This is a genomic window from Achromobacter sp. CSND-B12 (genome assembly GCF_052906545.1).
Genome location: NZ_JBREGJ010000001.1, coordinates 589,331 through 605,420 on the forward strand (window position 1 = coordinate 589,331; position 16,090 = coordinate 605,420).

13 protein-coding genes are annotated in these 16,090 nt (G+C 69.5%); 5 read left to right on the forward strand and 8 right to left on the reverse strand.

Annotation, left to right across the window (positions count from 1 at the left end; genetic code table 11):
* Positions 1-70 precede the first annotated feature (70 nt).
* Together ACUTAG_RS02625 and ACUTAG_RS02630 are read left to right on the forward strand one after the other, a co-directional pair.
* On the forward strand, positions 71-316 hold the full coding sequence (locus ACUTAG_RS02625) for a cold-shock protein (RefSeq protein WP_006220277.1): 246 nt from the start codon (positions 71-73) through the stop codon (positions 314-316).
* A 92-nt stretch (positions 317-408) separates the two neighbouring features.
* Positions 409-927 (forward strand): DUF192 domain-containing protein, encoded by a 519-nt coding sequence (locus ACUTAG_RS02630; RefSeq protein ID WP_006383990.1) that lies wholly within the window; start codon positions 409-411, stop codon positions 925-927.
* 117 nt (positions 928-1,044) lie between these two features.
* On the opposite strand, the gene pcaF is transcribed toward ACUTAG_RS02630, so the two are convergent.
* From pcaF to xseA, 7 genes are all read right to left on the reverse strand, one after another.
* A complete protein-coding gene (pcaF, locus tag ACUTAG_RS02635) occupies positions 1,045-2,250 on the reverse strand; it encodes a 3-oxoadipyl-CoA thiolase (RefSeq protein WP_148318180.1) in 1,206 nt (401 codons plus the stop codon).
* 120 nt (positions 2,251-2,370) lie between these two features.
* Complete coding sequence (locus ACUTAG_RS02640) at positions 2,371-3,780, reverse strand: chloride channel protein (protein WP_058664799.1); 1,410 nt, start codon at positions 3,778-3,780, stop codon at positions 2,371-2,373.
* 96 nt (positions 3,781-3,876) lie between these two features.
* Positions 3,877-5,604, reverse strand: coding sequence for a methyl-accepting chemotaxis protein (locus ACUTAG_RS02645; RefSeq protein WP_054482143.1), 1,728 nt, complete (start codon positions 5,602-5,604; stop codon positions 3,877-3,879).
* Positions 5,605-5,890: 286 nt separating this feature from the next.
* Complete coding sequence (sodB, locus tag ACUTAG_RS02650; protein ID WP_006383994.1) at positions 5,891-6,469, reverse strand: superoxide dismutase [Fe]; 579 nt, start codon at positions 6,467-6,469, stop codon at positions 5,891-5,893.
* Positions 6,470-6,598: 129 nt separating this feature from the next.
* The gene (locus ACUTAG_RS02655; RefSeq protein WP_446649973.1) at positions 6,599-7,249 is read right to left on the reverse strand and encodes a hypothetical protein; all 651 of its coding nucleotides are present in this window, start codon (positions 7,247-7,249) and stop codon (positions 6,599-6,601) included.
* Entirely contained in the window at positions 7,242-9,869 is a 2,628-nt protein-coding gene (locus ACUTAG_RS02660; RefSeq protein WP_446649974.1) for an ankyrin repeat domain-containing protein, read from the reverse strand. The genes ACUTAG_RS02655 and ACUTAG_RS02660 overlap by 8 nt, the downstream gene beginning before the upstream one ends.
* A 73-nt stretch (positions 9,870-9,942) precedes the next feature.
* Entirely contained in the window at positions 9,943-11,307 is a 1,365-nt protein-coding gene (xseA, locus tag ACUTAG_RS02665) for an exodeoxyribonuclease VII large subunit (RefSeq protein ID WP_038503967.1), read from the reverse strand.
* Between the two features lie 356 nt (positions 11,308-11,663).
* Here xseA and ACUTAG_RS02670 point away from each other — a divergent pair, with 356 nt between their 5' ends.
* From ACUTAG_RS02670 to lpxK, 3 genes are read left to right on the forward strand one after another with little or no spacing between them, the layout of a single operon-like run.
* Positions 11,664-12,281 (forward strand): MotA/TolQ/ExbB proton channel family protein, encoded by a 618-nt coding sequence (locus ACUTAG_RS02670; RefSeq protein ID WP_020928454.1) that lies wholly within the window; start codon positions 11,664-11,666, stop codon positions 12,279-12,281.
* A complete protein-coding gene (locus tag ACUTAG_RS02675) occupies positions 12,278-12,691 on the forward strand; it encodes an ExbD/TolR family protein (RefSeq protein WP_006383999.1) in 414 nt (137 codons plus the stop codon). The genes ACUTAG_RS02670 and ACUTAG_RS02675 overlap by 4 nt, the downstream gene beginning before the upstream one ends.
* Complete coding sequence (lpxK, locus tag ACUTAG_RS02680) at positions 12,688-13,737, forward strand: tetraacyldisaccharide 4'-kinase (protein ID WP_047991204.1); 1,050 nt, start codon at positions 12,688-12,690, stop codon at positions 13,735-13,737. The genes ACUTAG_RS02675 and lpxK overlap by 4 nt, the downstream gene beginning before the upstream one ends.
* Here the strand turns inward: lpxK and ACUTAG_RS02685 are convergent.
* On the reverse strand, positions 13,734-15,971 hold the full coding sequence (locus ACUTAG_RS02685; protein ID WP_058664803.1) for an IgaA/UmoB family intracellular growth attenuator: 2,238 nt from the start codon (positions 15,969-15,971) through the stop codon (positions 13,734-13,736). The genes lpxK and ACUTAG_RS02685 overlap by 4 nt on opposite strands.
* Positions 15,972-16,090: the final 119 nt, after the last annotated feature.

Here is a 16,090-nt window from a genome sequence, read left to right on the forward strand (position 1 = left end):
GCCGGAGGGGGGACAGGGGTCTAGGCCGCGATGCCCTTCTGTCAACATACGATTCAATGAGGCAGTCCGCATGTCTGATACGACCGCAACCGCCGTCCAAGGGGACAATCCCAAATCGACGGGTACCGTCAAATGGTTCAACGATGCAAAGGGGTTCGGCTTCATTACGCCCGACGACGGCGGTGAAGATCTGTTCGCCCACTTCTCGTCCATCCAGATGAATGGTTTTAAAACCCTGAAAGAAGGCCAGAAAGTGGCTTTCGAGATAATCCAGGGGCCCAAAGGCAAACAGGCGCTCAATATCACCGCTGCCTGAGTTACCCTTTACAGCGCAACGGTAAGGTTGCGCCATTATCAGGCGGGGCTTTCGGGCCCCGCCTTGTTATTTTCTTATTACTGCGTCGGGTTATGCTGAAGAATGCTGCTTTGTTTCATGTCGGTCGTACGTTGTTCAAGACGGCGTTCATTAAAGCGGCATCGCGCAGGACGGCAACGGCACTGCTGAGCGCCGCCGCGCTGGCCCTGCCGCTGGCGGCCGGCGCCCAGGTCCCGTCGGGTCCGCAGGCGCCGCTGCCCACCACGCAACTGGCGGCCGGTATCCATATTATCCGCGCAGAAGTCGCCAACACGGAAGCCACCCGCCGCGATGGCCTCATGTTCCGCAAGGAACTGCCCGGCAACGACGGCATGCTGTTCGTGTTCGAACAGCCCGACGTGCAGTGCTTCTGGATGCGCAATACCCTGCTGCCCCTGTCGATCGCTTTTATCGCCGACGACGGCACGATCGTCAACATCGAAGACATGGCCCCGCAGACCGACGACGCCCATTGTTCCAAGAAACCGGTGCGCTACGCGCTGGAAATGGCGCAGGGCTGGTACGAGGCGCACGGCATCAAGTCTGGCCGCAAAATCGACGGCCTGCCCTGAGACGGCCGCCGCGAGACATGCAAAAAGGGAGCCCGCGGGCTCCCTTTTTGCATATCCGCCCGGCGCGCCGGACAGCTTGCGCCGGCGGACGCGGCCCGGGCGGGGGCCGCCGCAAAATCAGACGCGTTCGATGATCAGGGCGATGCCCTGGCCCACGCCGATGCACATGGTGCAAAGCGCATAGCGGCCGCCGGTGCGATGCAACTGGTTGATCGCGGTGGCGGCCAGGCGCGCGCCGCTGGCGCCCAGCGGATGGCCCAGGGCGATGGCGCCACCATTGGGATTGACGCGCGGATCGTTGTCGGCGATGCCCAGCTGGCGCAGCACGGCCAGGCCCTGGGCGGCGAACGCCTCGTTCAGTTCGATCACGTCCATCTGGTCCAGCGTCAGGCCGGTCTGGGCCAGCACCTTGCGGGTGGCGGGCGCCGGACCGATGCCCATGATGCGCGGCGCGACGCCGGCGGTGGCCATGCCGACGACGCGGGCGCGCGGGGTCAGGCCGTGGCGGGCAGCGCCCTTTTCGTCGGCCAGCAGCAGCGCGGCGGCGCCGTCGTTGACACCCGAGGCGTTGCCGGCCGTGACCGTGCCGCCCTCGCGCACCACGCCCTTGAGCTTGGCCAGCGCCTCGATGCTGGTCTCGCGCGGGTGTTCATCCTTGGCGACGATGATCGGATCGCCCTTCTTCTGGGCGATCGAGACCGGCACGATTTCGGCGTCGAAGAAGCCTTCCTGCTGGGCGCGGGCCGTCTTCTGCTGGCTGGCCAGCGCGAACAGGTCCTGGTCTTCGCGGTTGATCTTGAAATCGTCGGCGACGTTCTCGGCGGTTTCCGGCATGGAATCGACGCCGTACTGGGCCTTCATCAGCTTGTTGATGAAGCGCCAGCCGATGGTGGTGTCGTAGATGGCGGCGTTGCGCGAGAAGGCGCTGTCGGCCTTGCCCATGACGAACGGCGCGCGGCTCATGCTTTCGACGCCGCCGGCCAGCATCAGGCCGGCTTCGCCGGCGCGGATGGCACGCGCGGCGCTGCCGATGGCGTCCAGGCCCGAACCGCACAGGCGGTTGACGGTGGCGCCAGGCACTTCGACCGGCAGGCCGGCCAGCAGCGTGGCCATGCGGGCGACGTTGCGGTTGTCTTCGCCGGCCTGGTTGGCGCAGCCCATGATGGCATCGTCGAGCTCTTCCCAGCGCACGCCAGGGTTGCGCGCCACCAGCGCCTTGATGGCGACGGCCGCGAGGTCGTCGGGGCGCACGGAAGCCAGCGCGCCGCCATAGCGGCCGAAGGGGGTGCGGATCGCGTCACAGATAAAGGCATGCACGGTCATGGGATGCTCGGATTGAAGTGGAAAAATGGAATGCGGTCGATCTTAACGCAGTGGTTTTCGCGCCAAGTTGGTGCATTCCCCGGATGTCCGCTGCACGGACGGTGTCCAGCAGCTGTTCACTCACCGTACGGCCGACGTGCCCGTGCGCGCCGCGCGGCCCGCCTCGACGATGGCCTGGCGCCGAAAGCGCCCGGCGGCCAGGTGATAGAACGGCTGCGGGCAGAACTGGCGCGACACGCCCGAGGCCAGCAGCGAGCCGACCAGCAGCCAGAACAGCATCGGCTGGCTGCCGGTCATCTCCATGACCACCACGCTTGCCGTGAGCGGCGCCTGGGTGGCGGCGGCCAGGAATGCGGCCATCGACACCAGCACCAGCACGCGCTGGTCCACGCCCTCGCCGGCCAGCTCCCAGATGTGATGGCCAATGCCCGCGCCGGTGGTGAGCGCGGGGGTGAAGATGCCGCCCGGAATGCCGGCCCAATACGACGCCACGGTGGCGGCCAGCTTGGCCAGGCCGAAGCCGGCGGGCAGCGCGTGCTGGGTTTCGCCCGACAGCAGGTCGGCCGCCGCGCCGTAGCCGGTGCCGTAGACGCTGCCGGCCGTGGCCAGCCCGATCAGCGCCAGGGCCAGGCCCATGGCGAAGGCGGTCCAGATGGGGTGCGCGCGGATCCAGGCGCGCCACGACGCGGGCGCCATCGCCGCCGGCCCCTTGCCCAGCAGGCGCGCGAAGATGCCGCCCAGCGCGCCGTTGAGCGCGGCGCAGATCAGTACCCACCACAGCATGCCGTGGGCCAGCGGCGCGCCGGCAAAGGTGCCGAAATAGGGGTTGTTGCCTTGCACGGCGACCACCAGGAAGCCGGCGGCCAGCACGCCGATCAGCACCAGCCGCTGCCAGCGCAGCACGGTGCCGCGCCCCAATTCCTCGATGGCGAAGATGACGCCGGCCAGCGGCGCATTGAACGCCGCGGCCAGTCCCCCGGCCGCGCCTGCCGCCAGCAATTCGTTGGCATGGAAGCCGCGCAGCTGCAGGCCGCGGCGTTTCCAGAAGTCGCCCCAGGCCAGCATCACGGCTGCGCCGACCTGCACCGACGGCCCTTCGCGTCCGATCGAGGCGCCGGCCAGCATGCCGCAGAAAGCCAGCGGGATCTTCCACAGCACCTGCGCCAGCGACACCAGGCTGCGCTGGCTTGGCCCGGGCGGCAGCGACAAGGCGCCGATGACCTGCGGAATGCCGCTGCCCGCGGCATTGGGCGCGAACCGCAGCGTGGCCCAGCGCAAGGCGGCCAGCGCGCAAGGCAGCACCAGCAAGGCCAGCCAGCCAGCACGGCCGACCCATTCGCGATTCCACTCCAACGCCATGTCGGCCAGATAGGCGAAGCCCAGCGACACCAGCGCCACCAATGCCGCGCCGCCAAGCAACAGGGCCATCGGCAGGCTCTTGCGCGACAGACGGTTGGTTTGGCGCAGCTTGCGGCGCAGGAGATGGCGCGAGCTGGTGGCGACGCGGCGCAAAGGTGTGGGCAGGGACATGAGCGAAGCCAGGCGGCAGGACAAGGCTGAACCGGAAGTGGCTACACCTTACCATCGCCGCCTGACGGCCAGCCCACAAACCGCGGCATCCGCGCTTCAGAACGACGACCAGTCGTCCTCGTCCGGGCTGTGCTTGAGCGCCGGGCGCGCCACCACCGGTTCTTGGCGCGGCGCCACCGGCGCCGGATGCGGCGTGGCGCGGCCGGCCTGGATCAGGCGGGCCTGCGGCTCCGCGCCCATCGTCACCACGCCGGCATCGATCTTGAAGCGGCGCACCTGTTGCGACAGCCGGCCCGCCTGATCCTGCATGCTGCCGGCCGCGGCGGCCGCCTGCTCCACCAGCGCGGCATTCTGCTGGGTCACGGTGTCCATCTGCGCCACGGCCTGGTTGACCTGGCCGATGCCCGTCGATTGCTCGGCCGAGGCGCTGGCGATTTCGTGCACCAGGATCGCCGCCTGGCGCACGCTGTCGACCACTTCGCGCATGGTGCTGCCGGCTTCGTCGGCCTGGCGCGTGCCGCCTTCGACGCGATGGACGGATTCGTCGATCAGGGCCTTGATTTCCTTGGCGGCCACGGCGGAACGCTGTGCCAGGGTGCGCACTTCGCCCGCCACCACGGCGAAACCGCGGCCCTGCTCGCCGGCGCGCGCGGCCTCGACCGCGGCGTTCAGCGCCAGGATGTTGGTCTGGAAAGCGATGCCGTCGATCACGCTGGTGATATCGGCGATGCGGCGCGAGCTTTCGGAGATGGCGCTCATGGTCTGCACCACCACGTCGACCACCTCGCCGCCACGGATCGCCACCGCGGAGGCCTGGGTGACCAGCTTCTCGGCTTCGCCGGCATTGCTGGCGTTCTGCTGCACGGTGCTGGTGAGTTGTTCCATGGAAGCCGCGGTCTGTTCCAGCGACGCGGCCTGTTCCTCGGTGCGCTGCGACAGGTCGGCGTTGCCCTGCGCGATCTGCGACGAGGCCGAGGCGATGCTTTCGCAGCCGTCGCGCACGTCGCGCACGATGCGCGACAGGCTCTCGTTCATGGCCTTGAGCGCGGCCATCAGGTCGCCGGTCTCGTCGCGCGAAGTGACCTGGATGTTGCTGCTGAGGTCACCGTTGGCGACGCGACGCGCGGCGTCCACCGCCAGCCCCAGGGGCCGCGTGATACCGCGCGTCACCAGCCAGCCGAGCAGCAGGCCGAGGGCCACGCCGGCCAGCGACAGCAGGATCATGATGAGACGGGTGCTGCGGTACAGATCGGTCACTTCCTGCACGGCGCGGTCGGCGGCCTCTTCCTTGGCCTGCGCCAACTCGCTCATCAGGCTTTCGGCCTTGCCCGACGACGCCGCCGCGCGCTTGGTGATGTTGGCAATGCCGGGATCGACCTGCGCCAGCGGCTGGGCCTGCGCGGCGTTGAAGAATTCGATGGCCTCGCGTTTCCAGACTTCCTCGGCTTCGGTGAACTGCGCCAGCAGCCGCTTGCCGTTGTCGCGGATGAAGGACTGCGCGGCCTTTGCCCGCAGACGTTCCAGGTTTTGGACATCGCGATCGAATTCGGCGAGCAGCGCCTGGCGTTCTTCCTGGGTCGTGGCCGCCAGGTAGCTCTTGCGGGCGCGGCCCGCGGCGATCAGGCTGATGTTGGCCTCCTTGATGTCGGACAGTCCGCGGAATTCGATCTGGGCGATCTGATCATTCATGTCGTTGATACGGGCCAGCCCCCACACCCCGAACGCGCCAATGATGCCGCCCAGCAACGCCACCAGCAGGAACGCCCCCGACAGGCGCACGCCGATGCGCGCGCCGATATGCAATCTCGAAAAAAACCGCAACATGCTTGCCTTCCCGTCAGACACCACGGTACCGGGCGGCCATGCCGCGGTCCTTGGCCCCATGGCTCAGCCGCAGACTGCCATCAACAATAGCGGCTGCCTTTCCCCGGGTTAGGCCGGAGGAACGGGAGATTCATTCTCATTTTCGACAAAATGGATTCGACAATATACAAAATTTGACCATGTAATACAGAATTACTACGGCGTTTCCACGGCCCGGAAAACAAAAAGGCCCCTCGCGATGCGAGGGGCCTCGGCCTTGGCGATGCGCGACGGGCGCGCAGCGGAATCAGGCGAAATTCTTGGCCGCGAAGTCCCAGTTCACCAGGGCCCAGAAGTTTTCCAGGTACTTGGGACGGGCATTGCGGTAGTCGATGTAGTACGCGTGTTCCCAGACATCACAGGTCAGCAGCGGCTTGTCGGCCGTGGTCAGCGGGGTGGCGGCGTTGCTGGTGTTGACGATGTCGACCGAGCCGTCGGCCTTCTTGACCAGCCAGGTCCAGCCCGAACCGAAGTTGCCGGCGGCCGACTTGTTGAAGGCTTCCTTGAAGGCGTCGAAGCTGCCCCACTTGGCGTTGATGGCGTCGGCCAGCTTGCCGGTCGGCGCGCCGCCGGCCTTGGGAGCCAGGCTGTTCCAGTAGAAGGTGTGGTTCCAGATCTGCGCGGCGTTGTTGAAGATGCCACCCGAGGACTTCTTGACGATGTCTTCCAGCGACAGGTTCTCGAACTCGGTGCCCGGGATCAGGTTGTTCAGGTTCGTGACGTAGGTCTGGTGGTGCTTGCCGTAGTGGAACTCCAGCGTCTCTTTCGAGATGTGCGGAGCCAGCGCGTCCAGTTCGTAAGGCAGGGGGGGAAGAGTATGTGCCATGTGTCGGTTCCTTCTGTTGAGTGCACGATCAAGCCGTTCAATTGTATCGGCAACTCTACGAGGATACCGCGTTAACCCCGCGGCGACGCGGGGTTAACAGGTATGTGTTTATGACCGTGCGCGTAAACGCTACTCTTTCTCATAGCGCAGTTCGCGCCCGCCCTGCGCGGCCACCAGCGCGCCATCGGCGCGCAATGCCAATGTCATATGCAACGGCGTGCGACTGGCGGATTCTGGCAATTCCAGATCGATGCGCAAGGCACGCGCCGTGATATCGGACTTGCTCACATCCACGCTGTGCCAGCGCGCGCCGGAGGGCAAGGGCACGAACACGGCCAGGGCCTTCAGGTCACCCGGCGCGATCGGCGCGCTGACGCCATCGGCCCCTTCCGACTGCTTGGGCGTGCCGGCGTAATCGGCGCTGGCCGAGGACATGGCCACGTCGACCTTCACGGGCCGCCCCTGGTAATACACGCGCACCGTCAATTGGTCGCCATCGGCCGCGCGCGCATCCGCGCCGACCTTGCCGATCGCCGAAAACGGCTGGATCGGCGGCGTGTCCAGGATCACCTGCCTGCCATCGCTGCGCCAGGTGCCGCTGGCCTGGATGTCCGTGGCGCCGTAGCTCATCAGGTAATCGAAGCTGCCGTCGGCCGACAGCAGCAGCTCGCTGCCCACTTCACGCACGCCGCGCAGATAGTAATGGCCGGGGATACGCGCGGCCGACTTGGCCGTCGCCTTGCCGGCGGCCCGCGCGCGCGGGCAGGTCTGTTCAAGCACGACGCCGGCCGCCTGCAACACGGCCGCGAAGTCCGGCGCCGCCTGGCATGCCAGCGTCTGATTGAAAGACTGCCCCGACGGCGCGGCCGCGCCGTCGAAGCGCGCCTGGTGCCGCGCCAGCAACGCCAGCATCCGTGGCTGGCCGCTGGCCAGCGCCAACCAGGCGGGGCTGCGTCCCTGCGCATCGGCCGCATCCGCGCTGGCGCCCGTGGCCAGCAGGGCTTCGGCCAGGTCGGCGCGGCCCAGCTCGATGGCCGCGCCCAGCGGCGTGGCGCCGCGCTCGCCTTGCGGCGCGTCCAGGTCCGCGCCCATTTCCTTCACGCGCCGCAATACGTCGACCACGGTGTCGCGTCGCGCGACCGCCAGTTGCCGGTCGCGCAGCAACGCCGACAGCAGGCGTTGCGGCAGCCCCCCCTTCCTGGCGCGCGCAATCTTCGCGCGCGCCGCGATAGCCGGCCGCCTGCAGTTGCGCGAAATAGCCCGGCCGGTCCAGCAGGACATATTCGCCGCCCGGCGGCAGGCACGCGGCCTCGGCGGATTGCCCGCTGCCTTGCGCCACGCGCGCCACCCGCGCCATGTCGCCGGAGAGCAGCGCCGCATTCAACAAGGCGTGGGGCGTCGGGGCGCGAGGCAGGCGCGGATCGTCCATCCTGGCGCCGGCGCGCAGCAGGCGCTCGAGCATCGCATCGTCGCCACCGGCAATGGCCCAGTACAAGGCGCTGCGACCGTCCGGCGCGATGCCCAGCGGGTCGGCGCCCCTGGCCAGCAGCAGGTCGACCATCGCGGCCTGGCCCGAAATCACCGCCGCCAGCAACGGCGGCACGCCCTTGCCGTCGAACGCATCGTTCGACGTGGCGGCGGCGGGCGCCGGATTGACGGGCACGCCGGCTTCGATCAGGTACGTGGCCATTGCCACATCGCGATTCTCCAGCGCCTGGCGTATGGCGTCCGCATCGAGCGTCTTCAGGTCCAGCCCGGCATCGGCCAGCAGCCGCAACATGGCGGCGCCCTGCCTGCCGGGCTGGCGCAGGGCCAGCGCCAGCGGCGAATGCGCGGAGTCGGCCAGCAGAGCCTGCAAGGCCTCGCGCGGCGTGGCCGCGAGCAGTTCGCGCAGCAGCGCCGCGTTGTCCGCCTCGATGGCGCGCTCGATGGCCGATTTGCGCTCATACCCTTGCCGCCACGCGGCCGGATTCGCGCCGCCGGCCAGCAGCGCGCGCGCCGCGTCGGTCTGGCCGGCGCGCACGGCGTCCGCCAGCGGCGTGTCGCCCTGCGCGTCGCCGGCGTCGCCGTCGACCGGCGCGCCCAATGCCAGCAGGCGTTGCAGCGTCGCCGTGTCGCCCTTGGCCGCGGCCAGGTTCATGATGGGCTGTTCCTCGGCCTGCATCCTGACGAAGACGGCGGGATCGGCGCCGTTGCGCGGGCCGCGCTGGTCGAACGGCATGCCCGAGCGCAACAGCGGCGCGGCGATGTCGCCATGGCCCGCCACGACCGCGGCCTGCGCGGCGTCCAGCCAAAGATCCAGGTCGCCGGTGGCGCCGTAGGCTTTGTCCGGGGTGGTGCGCGGGCCCATTTCGGCCAGCGCCGCGGTCGCGCCGGCGTTGCCTGTGTAGGCGGCCAGCGCCAGCGGGCTGGCGCCATCGTCGTAGGCCGGCCGGGTGCCGGTGGCGGCCAGGGCCCGCACCACCTCGGCGCCCTCGGTCAGTTCTACCAGCGGCCCCCACGCGAGATAATCCGCGGCCTTGCGCGGCTGGCCGTCCGCGTCCTTGAATGCGCGCCGCGTGGCGTCATCGGCCTGTTCGTCGATGGCGGCAAACGGCCGCGCCGCGCCGGCCTTGAGCAGCGCCAGCACCATGCGGGTGGTTTCCTGGCGATCGGGCAGCCTGGGCAGGTAGGTCATGCGCACCGCGAATTCGAAGTCGCGGTTGAGCAGGAATTCCAGCGGGGTCTTGTTCTCGTCGCCACGCTGGTCGGGCCGCGCGCCGGCGGCCAGCAGCATGTCCATCATCTCGGGCGAGCCATACAGCAGCGCCAGTTGCAGCGACGGGCGGCGCGATTCGTAGGTGATGTCGTCGAGCGCCGGCCTGGTGGCCAGCAGGGCCTGGAGCATGCGCGTGCGCGCTGGCAGCGCGTCGCGATAGGCCTGGCGCAAGCGCGCGGCCTCTTGCGCCGGCATGTCCCAATACACATGTTTGCCGCGCTTGCCCGCAGGCGTCAACAGCGCGTGCAGGAGCGGCACGCCGTCAAGGGCATAGTCGCCCGGCCGCTCCACCTTGCCCAACGCGGCGCTGAACGCGGCTTCGTCGCTGGCGGCCACCGCGCTGAACAGGGCGCGGGTGTCGGATGTTTCGGCCGCGCGGTAGTCGCGATAGGGCGAGGTGCAATCGCAATCGGCCTTGGACGCCGGCCCGGTGGCGGGCGCGGCGGGCGGCGGTGGCGGATCCAGCGGGATATCGGATGCCGAGGCGTCCGCGGCGCGCGTCGCGGCCTTTGCGGTCGCGGTTACGGCGCCTTCGGCCCGCGCCGGTTGCGCCGCCACGATGGAGATGGCGAGCAGAGCCGCCCACAGGACCGCTCGCCGAGCAACGGGGCGCGCCGCGCGCGCCGACTTGCGTGTGTTCAACCGCATTGTTCCACCTCGCCGGCCGGCCATTGCGCGGGCCGAGTTGACCTTGCACCGCCCTGCCGCCCCGGCGTCAGGGCTCCCGCGTTTCGCGGACCTCTTTGACCTCGACGCGGGCGCCGCCCTGCGCGAAGCTCAGGTCCAGGCCCTGTCCCGCCGCCAAACCGGCCGCATCGCGCACGATGCGGCCGTCGGCGTCGCGGGCGATGGCGTAGCCGCGCGCCAGCGTATTGCCGGGATCGAGCGCGCGCAGTTGCGCGCCGGCCGCGGCCAGCTGGTCACGCCGACGCGCCAGCAGGCGCGCGTGCGCCTGGCCCAATTGACGCGTCACGGCGGCCAACCGTTCGGCGCCGCGCCGGACGTCGGGCACGCGGTGAGCCAGGCGCTGCGCCAGCAGATTGACGCGGGCGCCGCGGCGGGCCTGCGGACCGGCCCAGGCCGAGGCCAGGCGGTAGCTCAGGCTGTTCAGGCGTTCGCGCTGGTGCTCCAGGCGCTGGGCCGGCGACACCAGTTGCGCGGCGGCGCGGTCCAGCCGCTGCGCCGCCCGCTCCAGTCGACGCTGTTGGCCGCGCGCCAGGGTCTCGGCCGCATACATGACGCGACCGAGCAGTTCCGAACGCGGCACGCAGGCCAGCTCGGCGGCCGCGGTCGGGGTCGGCGCGCGCACGTCGGCGACGAAGTCGGCGATGGTGAAGTCGGTTTCATGGCCGACGCCGCTGATGGTGGTGATGGCGCTGGCGTCGATCTCGCGCGCCAGGGCCTCGTCATTGAAGCTCCAGAGATCCTCGATGCTGCCGCCGCCGCGCACCAGCAGCAGCGTGTCGACCTCGCAACGGGCGTTCGCCAGGCGGATCTGCGCCGCCAGCCGGCCGGCGGCGTCGGCGCCCTGCACCGGCGCCGGATAGATGATGACGGGCACCTGCGGCGCGCGCCGGGCCAGCGCCGACAGCACGTCGCGCAGCGCGGCGGCGTGCAGCGAGGTGACCACGCCGATGGCGCGTGGCAGCGGCACCGGTTCGCGCTTGCGGGCGGGATCGAACAGGCCTTCCGCGTTGAGCTGCTCCTTCAGGCGCAGGAAGGCCTCGTAGAGGTTGCCGATACCGGCGCGGCGCATGGCGTCGACCTGCAGTTGGTAGTCGCCGCGCGGCTCGTACAGCGACACCCTGACCCTGATTTCAACCTGGTCGCCGGCGCGCGGCACGAAACCCACCGCGCTGGCGCGCCCCCGGAACATGACGGCCCGCACCGCGGCGCGGCTGTCCTTGAGCGTGAAGTACCAATGCCCGGAAGCCGCCTGCGTGAAGTTCGAAATCTCGCCGCGCACCCACAGCGCCGGGATGCTGCGCTCCAACAACTGCCCCACAGCTTGGTTCAGCTGGGCAACTGTCAGGATATCCCGCGTGAATACGTTGTTTGTGACTGCAAGTTCAATTGTCATAAGGCTTTCCGATGCGTACCTGTCCACAGGGCATACGTAGCGGGCCGCAATGATACCGCGTCCGGGCATTTTTGCCGCGGCTGGCCCGAAAGCCAGCAAATTCGACCTAAGGATATGATTTTTATGGAATTTTTACCCAACACAGGCTGCTCGAAATAAGCGCAAACAAGCGCAAGCCCTGTGCCCGCAAGCCTTCCGGCGAAGTTTTGCACAGAATTATCCACAAATTCTGTGGATAGCTTGGCGGCCGGCCGCCCTTGCCACATCCCCGCCGCGCCGTTACAGTTTCGGCTTGATCAGATGCCGACGCGCGGCCCCCTTTCGCGCCCTTCGGCCCTCCCCTGGAGTTGACCGTTTTGCTTTCCATCTTGCGCGAGGCCGGCTGGCCGATCTGGCCCTTGCTGGCGACTTCCGTGCTGGGCCTGGCGCTGATCTTCGAGCGCTTCCTGTCCCTGCGCCGCAGCCAGGTCATGCCACGCGGCCTGAACGAGCAGGTGGCCGAGATGCTGCGCAACCGCCAGGACAGCCCCGACGCCCTGAACCGCCTGGAACGCAATTCCCCGCTGGGCCGCGTGCTGGCCGAGGTCATGCGCCACCGCCACCTGCCGCGCGAGGAGCTGCGCAGCGTGGTCGAGGACACCGGCCGCGCCGTCGCCCATGACCTGAGCCGCTACATCCCGGCCATCGGCACCATCGCCGTGGTGGCGCCGCTGATGGGCCTGTTCGGCACCGTGGTCGGCATGATCGAGATATTCGGCTCGTACACGCCGGAAGGCGGCGATCCGGCGCAGCTGGCGCGCGGCATCTCCATCGCGTTGTACAACACCGGCTTCGGCATCCTCATCGCCATTCCCGCCATGATCGCCCACCGCTACCTGCGCGGCCGGGTCGAGGGCTACCTGAACACCATGGAAATCGCCGCGGCGCGCCTGGCGCGCGCCGTCTCGCCCGCCTCGCGCGAGGACCGCCCATGAATTTCCGTGGCGCCCGGGGCGACCGCGACGAGCTGGACATCAACCTGATCCCGCTCATCGACGTCCTGCTGGTCATTCTGATCTTCCTGGCGGCCACCACCTCGTTCGCCCGCTACACCCAGTTGAAGGTCACGCTGCCGCAGGCGTCGGCCGAGCAGGAAACCCCGCCGGCCCTGGAAGTGGCCATCAGCCAGGACGGGCGCTACGCCCTCAACGGCACCCTGATCGACGTGTCCACGCCGCCCGAGATCGCCGACCTGCTGCGCCAGGCCGCCGCCGGCAAGACCGAACCGCTGGTGATCATCAACGCCGATGCCCAGGCCACTCACCAGTCCGTGATCAACGTGATGGAAGCAGCCCGCCTGGCCGGCATCGGCCGCGTCAACTTCGCTGCCCAGACCGCCCGGTGAGCGCGCCGTCCCCCAAGGCCTCGCTGCTTGCGCGCCAATGGCAGCACGGCGGCTGGCTCTCCACCCTGCTGCGGCCGCTGGCCGCGCTGACCGCCCGCGTCGTGGCGCGCAAGCGCGCCGATTATCGCGACGGCCGCAAGCCGGCCTACCGCGCGCCCGTGCCGGTCGTGGTGATCGGCAACATCTACGTCGGCGGCACCGGCAAGACTCCGATGGTCATCGCCACCGTGGAGGGCCTGCGCGCCCGCGGCTACACGCCGGGCGTGGTCAGCCGCGGCTACGGCGTGAAGCTGGGGCCCCAGGCGCGGGTCGGCCAGGGCGAGCTGGACGCGGCCCGGTTCGGCGATGAACCCGCGCTGATCGCGCGCGTCACCGGCGCGCCCATCTCGGTACACCCGCGCCGCGCGCTGGCGGCGCAGGCGCTGCTGCAGGCGCATCCGCGGGTGGACGTGATCGTCTCCGACGATGGCCTGCAGCACCTGGCGTTGGCGCGGGATGTGGAAATCGTGGTGCAGGACCGGCGCGGCATCGGCAATGGCCGGCTGCTGCCCGCCGGTCCCCTGCGCGAACCGGCCTCCCGGCTGCGTGAAGTGGACGCGGTGATCACCAATATCGGCGTGCCCGACGGCCGCGCGGCGGCGTCGACCGGCATGGGGCCGCGCCAGGTCGACATGTGGCTGGAGCCTGGAGAGGCGCGCCAGATCGAGGGCGGCGCGCGCCGGCCGCTGGCCACCTTCGCCGGCCAGCCGGACGTGGCAGCGGCCGCCGGCATCGGCAATCCCGAACGCTTCTTCAGCACCCTGCGCTCGCAGGGCATCACACTGGCGGCGACGTTGCCGCTGCCCGACCACCACGACTACGCCAGTTCACCGTTCCAGGCGCTGGCCGCGCAGGCCATCCTGGTCACGTCCAAGGACGCGATCAAGTGCGCCGCGTTGCACGATGCGCGCCTGTGGGAAGTGCCGGTGCGGGCCGGTTTTTCCGACCCGCAACTGTTCGATTGGCTGGCGCAGGCGCTGCGCCAGCGCGCCCCGCGCCGCTCCTAGAAGAAGGCGGGCCGCGCTGCGGTCGGACGCTGCGCGTATTCCGCCAGGCCGCGCTTGCGGGCCGCCGCCGCGCGCAGCCGCAGCACCGCCAGGGGCACGTGCACGGCCACCAGCAGCAGTGCCAACGCCAGCCATAGCACGCGCGCCAGCGACGGCCACGGATCGTCCAGCGAACGCTGCGCATCGATGTCGACGACAGTGGCGCCGGACGCCTCGCGCCCGACCGCGGTGACCACGCCGCCTGCCTGGAACGGCCGGGCCCCATCGGCCGCCAGCATCGCGGTCTGATGGACCCACGACTGCAACAGATCAGGCATGTCGTCGCGCGGCGGCAATTGCGGCAGATCGGCGTAGCGGCCCGGCCACACTTGCAGGACCACACCGCCGCGCTGGCGCGCCATCAGGTCATTGCCCGCGCGCGCCAGGGCCTCGCGCACCTGCGGCTCCATGCTGCTCCTGGCCAGGCCGCGCAGCAGGTTGGCGGCGCGTGTGATGATGACGCCGTCATCGGCATTGCCCCGCTGCTTCAGGGCCCCGCCCTGTGCCAGCCGCAGCAGTGCCAGCCAGCTGTCCGGCTCGTCGCGCGCCAGCATCAGGCTGTCGACCGTCTCGGCCTTGAGGCGATCGCACTCGGCGATGGCCTGGCCGGTGGCGGCCTCGCAGGCCAGCTCGATCGTCAGCACCAGGTCGGTCACGCGGTTCACGGTCACCGCCGACACATTGCGGGCGTTGTAGGCGGCCAGCGGATTGCCGGCCATGCTGCCGTAGATCCGGTTGCGGACCAGCAGGTCCATCATCGGATTGGGCCGGGTCTTGAGGAAACCGCCGGAATACAGCGCCAGCGCGGCCGGCGCCACCCGCAGCTCGTCGGCCTGGATCGCATCGCCCTGCCAACGGATCCGCTCGCAGTCGAAGCGCACCTCGTCCTGACGGTACGCATCGGGCTGGAACTGGCAGCGGCCCATGCCCTTCAAGGCCACCACGTCTCCGGGCGCGGGCGGATCCTGGGCCAGCGCCGCGGCCGTGTCGTAGACCCGCGGCTGCGCGCCGCGCGCCCAGGCCGACGCCAGCGCGATGTCGCCGCGCAGATCGCCGCCGCCGATCAGGCCCAGCGCCGCGCCGGCAATCAGGCCGGCGAGCGCCAGCGTCACATGCCGGCCCCAGGCCACCCGCGGGAACAGGCGCTGCTCTTCATCGACGGAAAAGCGATTGCCCAGGCGCAGCACCGCATAGTCTTCCACCCGCAGGTCCACGTCGACGCGGCCGTCGTCCGGCAACTCCAGGTTGGCGCGCCAATGGTCGGGCAGCGACACCGGCACCTTGTCGCCCAGGAACAACCGGGTCGACACCGCCTGCGCGTTGGCCGGATTGGTCAGCACGATCGCGTTCAGTTCGCCGCGCACCCGGTTCACCTTCTGCGCCGCGCCCAGCGGGCGGCGGCGCCAGGTCAGCCAGACCGCCAGCAGCGCGGGCGCGGCGGCCGAGGCCAGCCACGCCATGCCGCCGCCCGCCGCGGCGACGCCCAGGCAGACGAACGCGGCCAGCCACAGCATGGCGGGCCAGAAAGCGATGCCGGCCGGACGGCGCCAGGCGATTTCGGCGGGCGTTTCCTCGCGCTGGCTCAGGATCTCGACCCGCATGGCCTCGGCGAACTCGCGCTCGGCCTGGGCGTCTGGCGCCTGGCCCGCGCCATCCGCGGTGACGTCCTCGGCATCGACCACGTTCTGCATCGCCCCCAGCTTGCCGCTGGACCATTGCTGGTTCTGCTTCTGCCGGCGCGCCTCGCGCTCGCGGCCGCCGGCCAGGTCGAATTCGCCGTTCAGCGCCACCACGATGGCGAATTTCTCCGTCATCACGACTTCGGCCTGGTTGTCCTCGCGCAGATAGTCGCGGGCGTCATAAGGCAGCACCACGTCGACGCCGCCCAGGGTGTCGTGCATGGTGGCCGCGCCGTGGCCCGATTCCAGCCCGTGGCGCACGAAGGCGCCGCGCAGCGGGAACACGCCGTCATTCAGCAACGCGACACTTTGGGTGGGCTTGGCGGGCCGCACCAGGAACGGCTGCACCAGCGCCTGCTCCTGCGCGCTCAGCCGCCGCAGCGGCTGGCCTTCCTGCTTGAGTTCGCGCAGCGCGCCCTTGTTGCCGCTGCGGCGCGCCATGTAGGTGATGGCGCTGATGACCGACCAGACCAGGATGATGAGCATCAGGCCGATGCGTATGGTGTTGGAATCCATTGTCCTGTTTTTCCTCTTTCCTCACGTCGCGGCGGATCATAGGCCACTATCCGTCCCGAAATTTCCTTCGGCCGCGTCAAAATATGACAATAATTAACAGAACAAGTAATCCGGCGGCC

Excerpts from the sequence above, each read along its gene's own strand:
- ACUTAG_RS02625 (WP_006220277.1), top strand. The coding sequence starts at position 71 with ATGTCTGATACGACCGCAACCGCCGTCCAAGGGGACAATCCCAAATCG.
- ACUTAG_RS02630 (WP_006383990.1), top strand. The coding sequence starts at position 409 with ATGCTGAAGAATGCTGCTTTGTTTCATGTCGGTCGTACGTTGTTCAAG.
- pcaF (WP_148318180.1), bottom strand. The coding sequence starts at position 2,250 with ATGACCGTGCATGCCTTTATCTGTGACGCGATCCGCACCCCCTTCGGC.
- ACUTAG_RS02640 (WP_058664799.1), bottom strand. The coding sequence starts at position 3,780 with ATGTCCCTGCCCACACCTTTGCGCCGCGTCGCCACCAGCTCGCGCCAT.
- ACUTAG_RS02645 (WP_054482143.1), bottom strand. The coding sequence starts at position 5,604 with ATGTTGCGGTTTTTTTCGAGATTGCATATCGGCGCGCGCATCGGCGTG.
- sodB (WP_006383994.1), bottom strand. The coding sequence starts at position 6,469 with ATGGCACATACTCTTCCCCCCCTGCCTTACGAACTGGACGCGCTGGCT.
- xseA (WP_038503967.1), bottom strand. The coding sequence starts at position 11,307 with ATGACAATTGAACTTGCAGTCACAAACAACGTATTCACGCGGGATATC.
- ACUTAG_RS02675 (WP_006383999.1), top strand. The coding sequence starts at position 12,278 with ATGAATTTCCGTGGCGCCCGGGGCGACCGCGACGAGCTGGACATCAAC.
- ACUTAG_RS02685 (WP_058664803.1), bottom strand. The coding sequence starts at position 15,971 with ATGGATTCCAACACCATACGCATCGGCCTGATGCTCATCATCCTGGTC.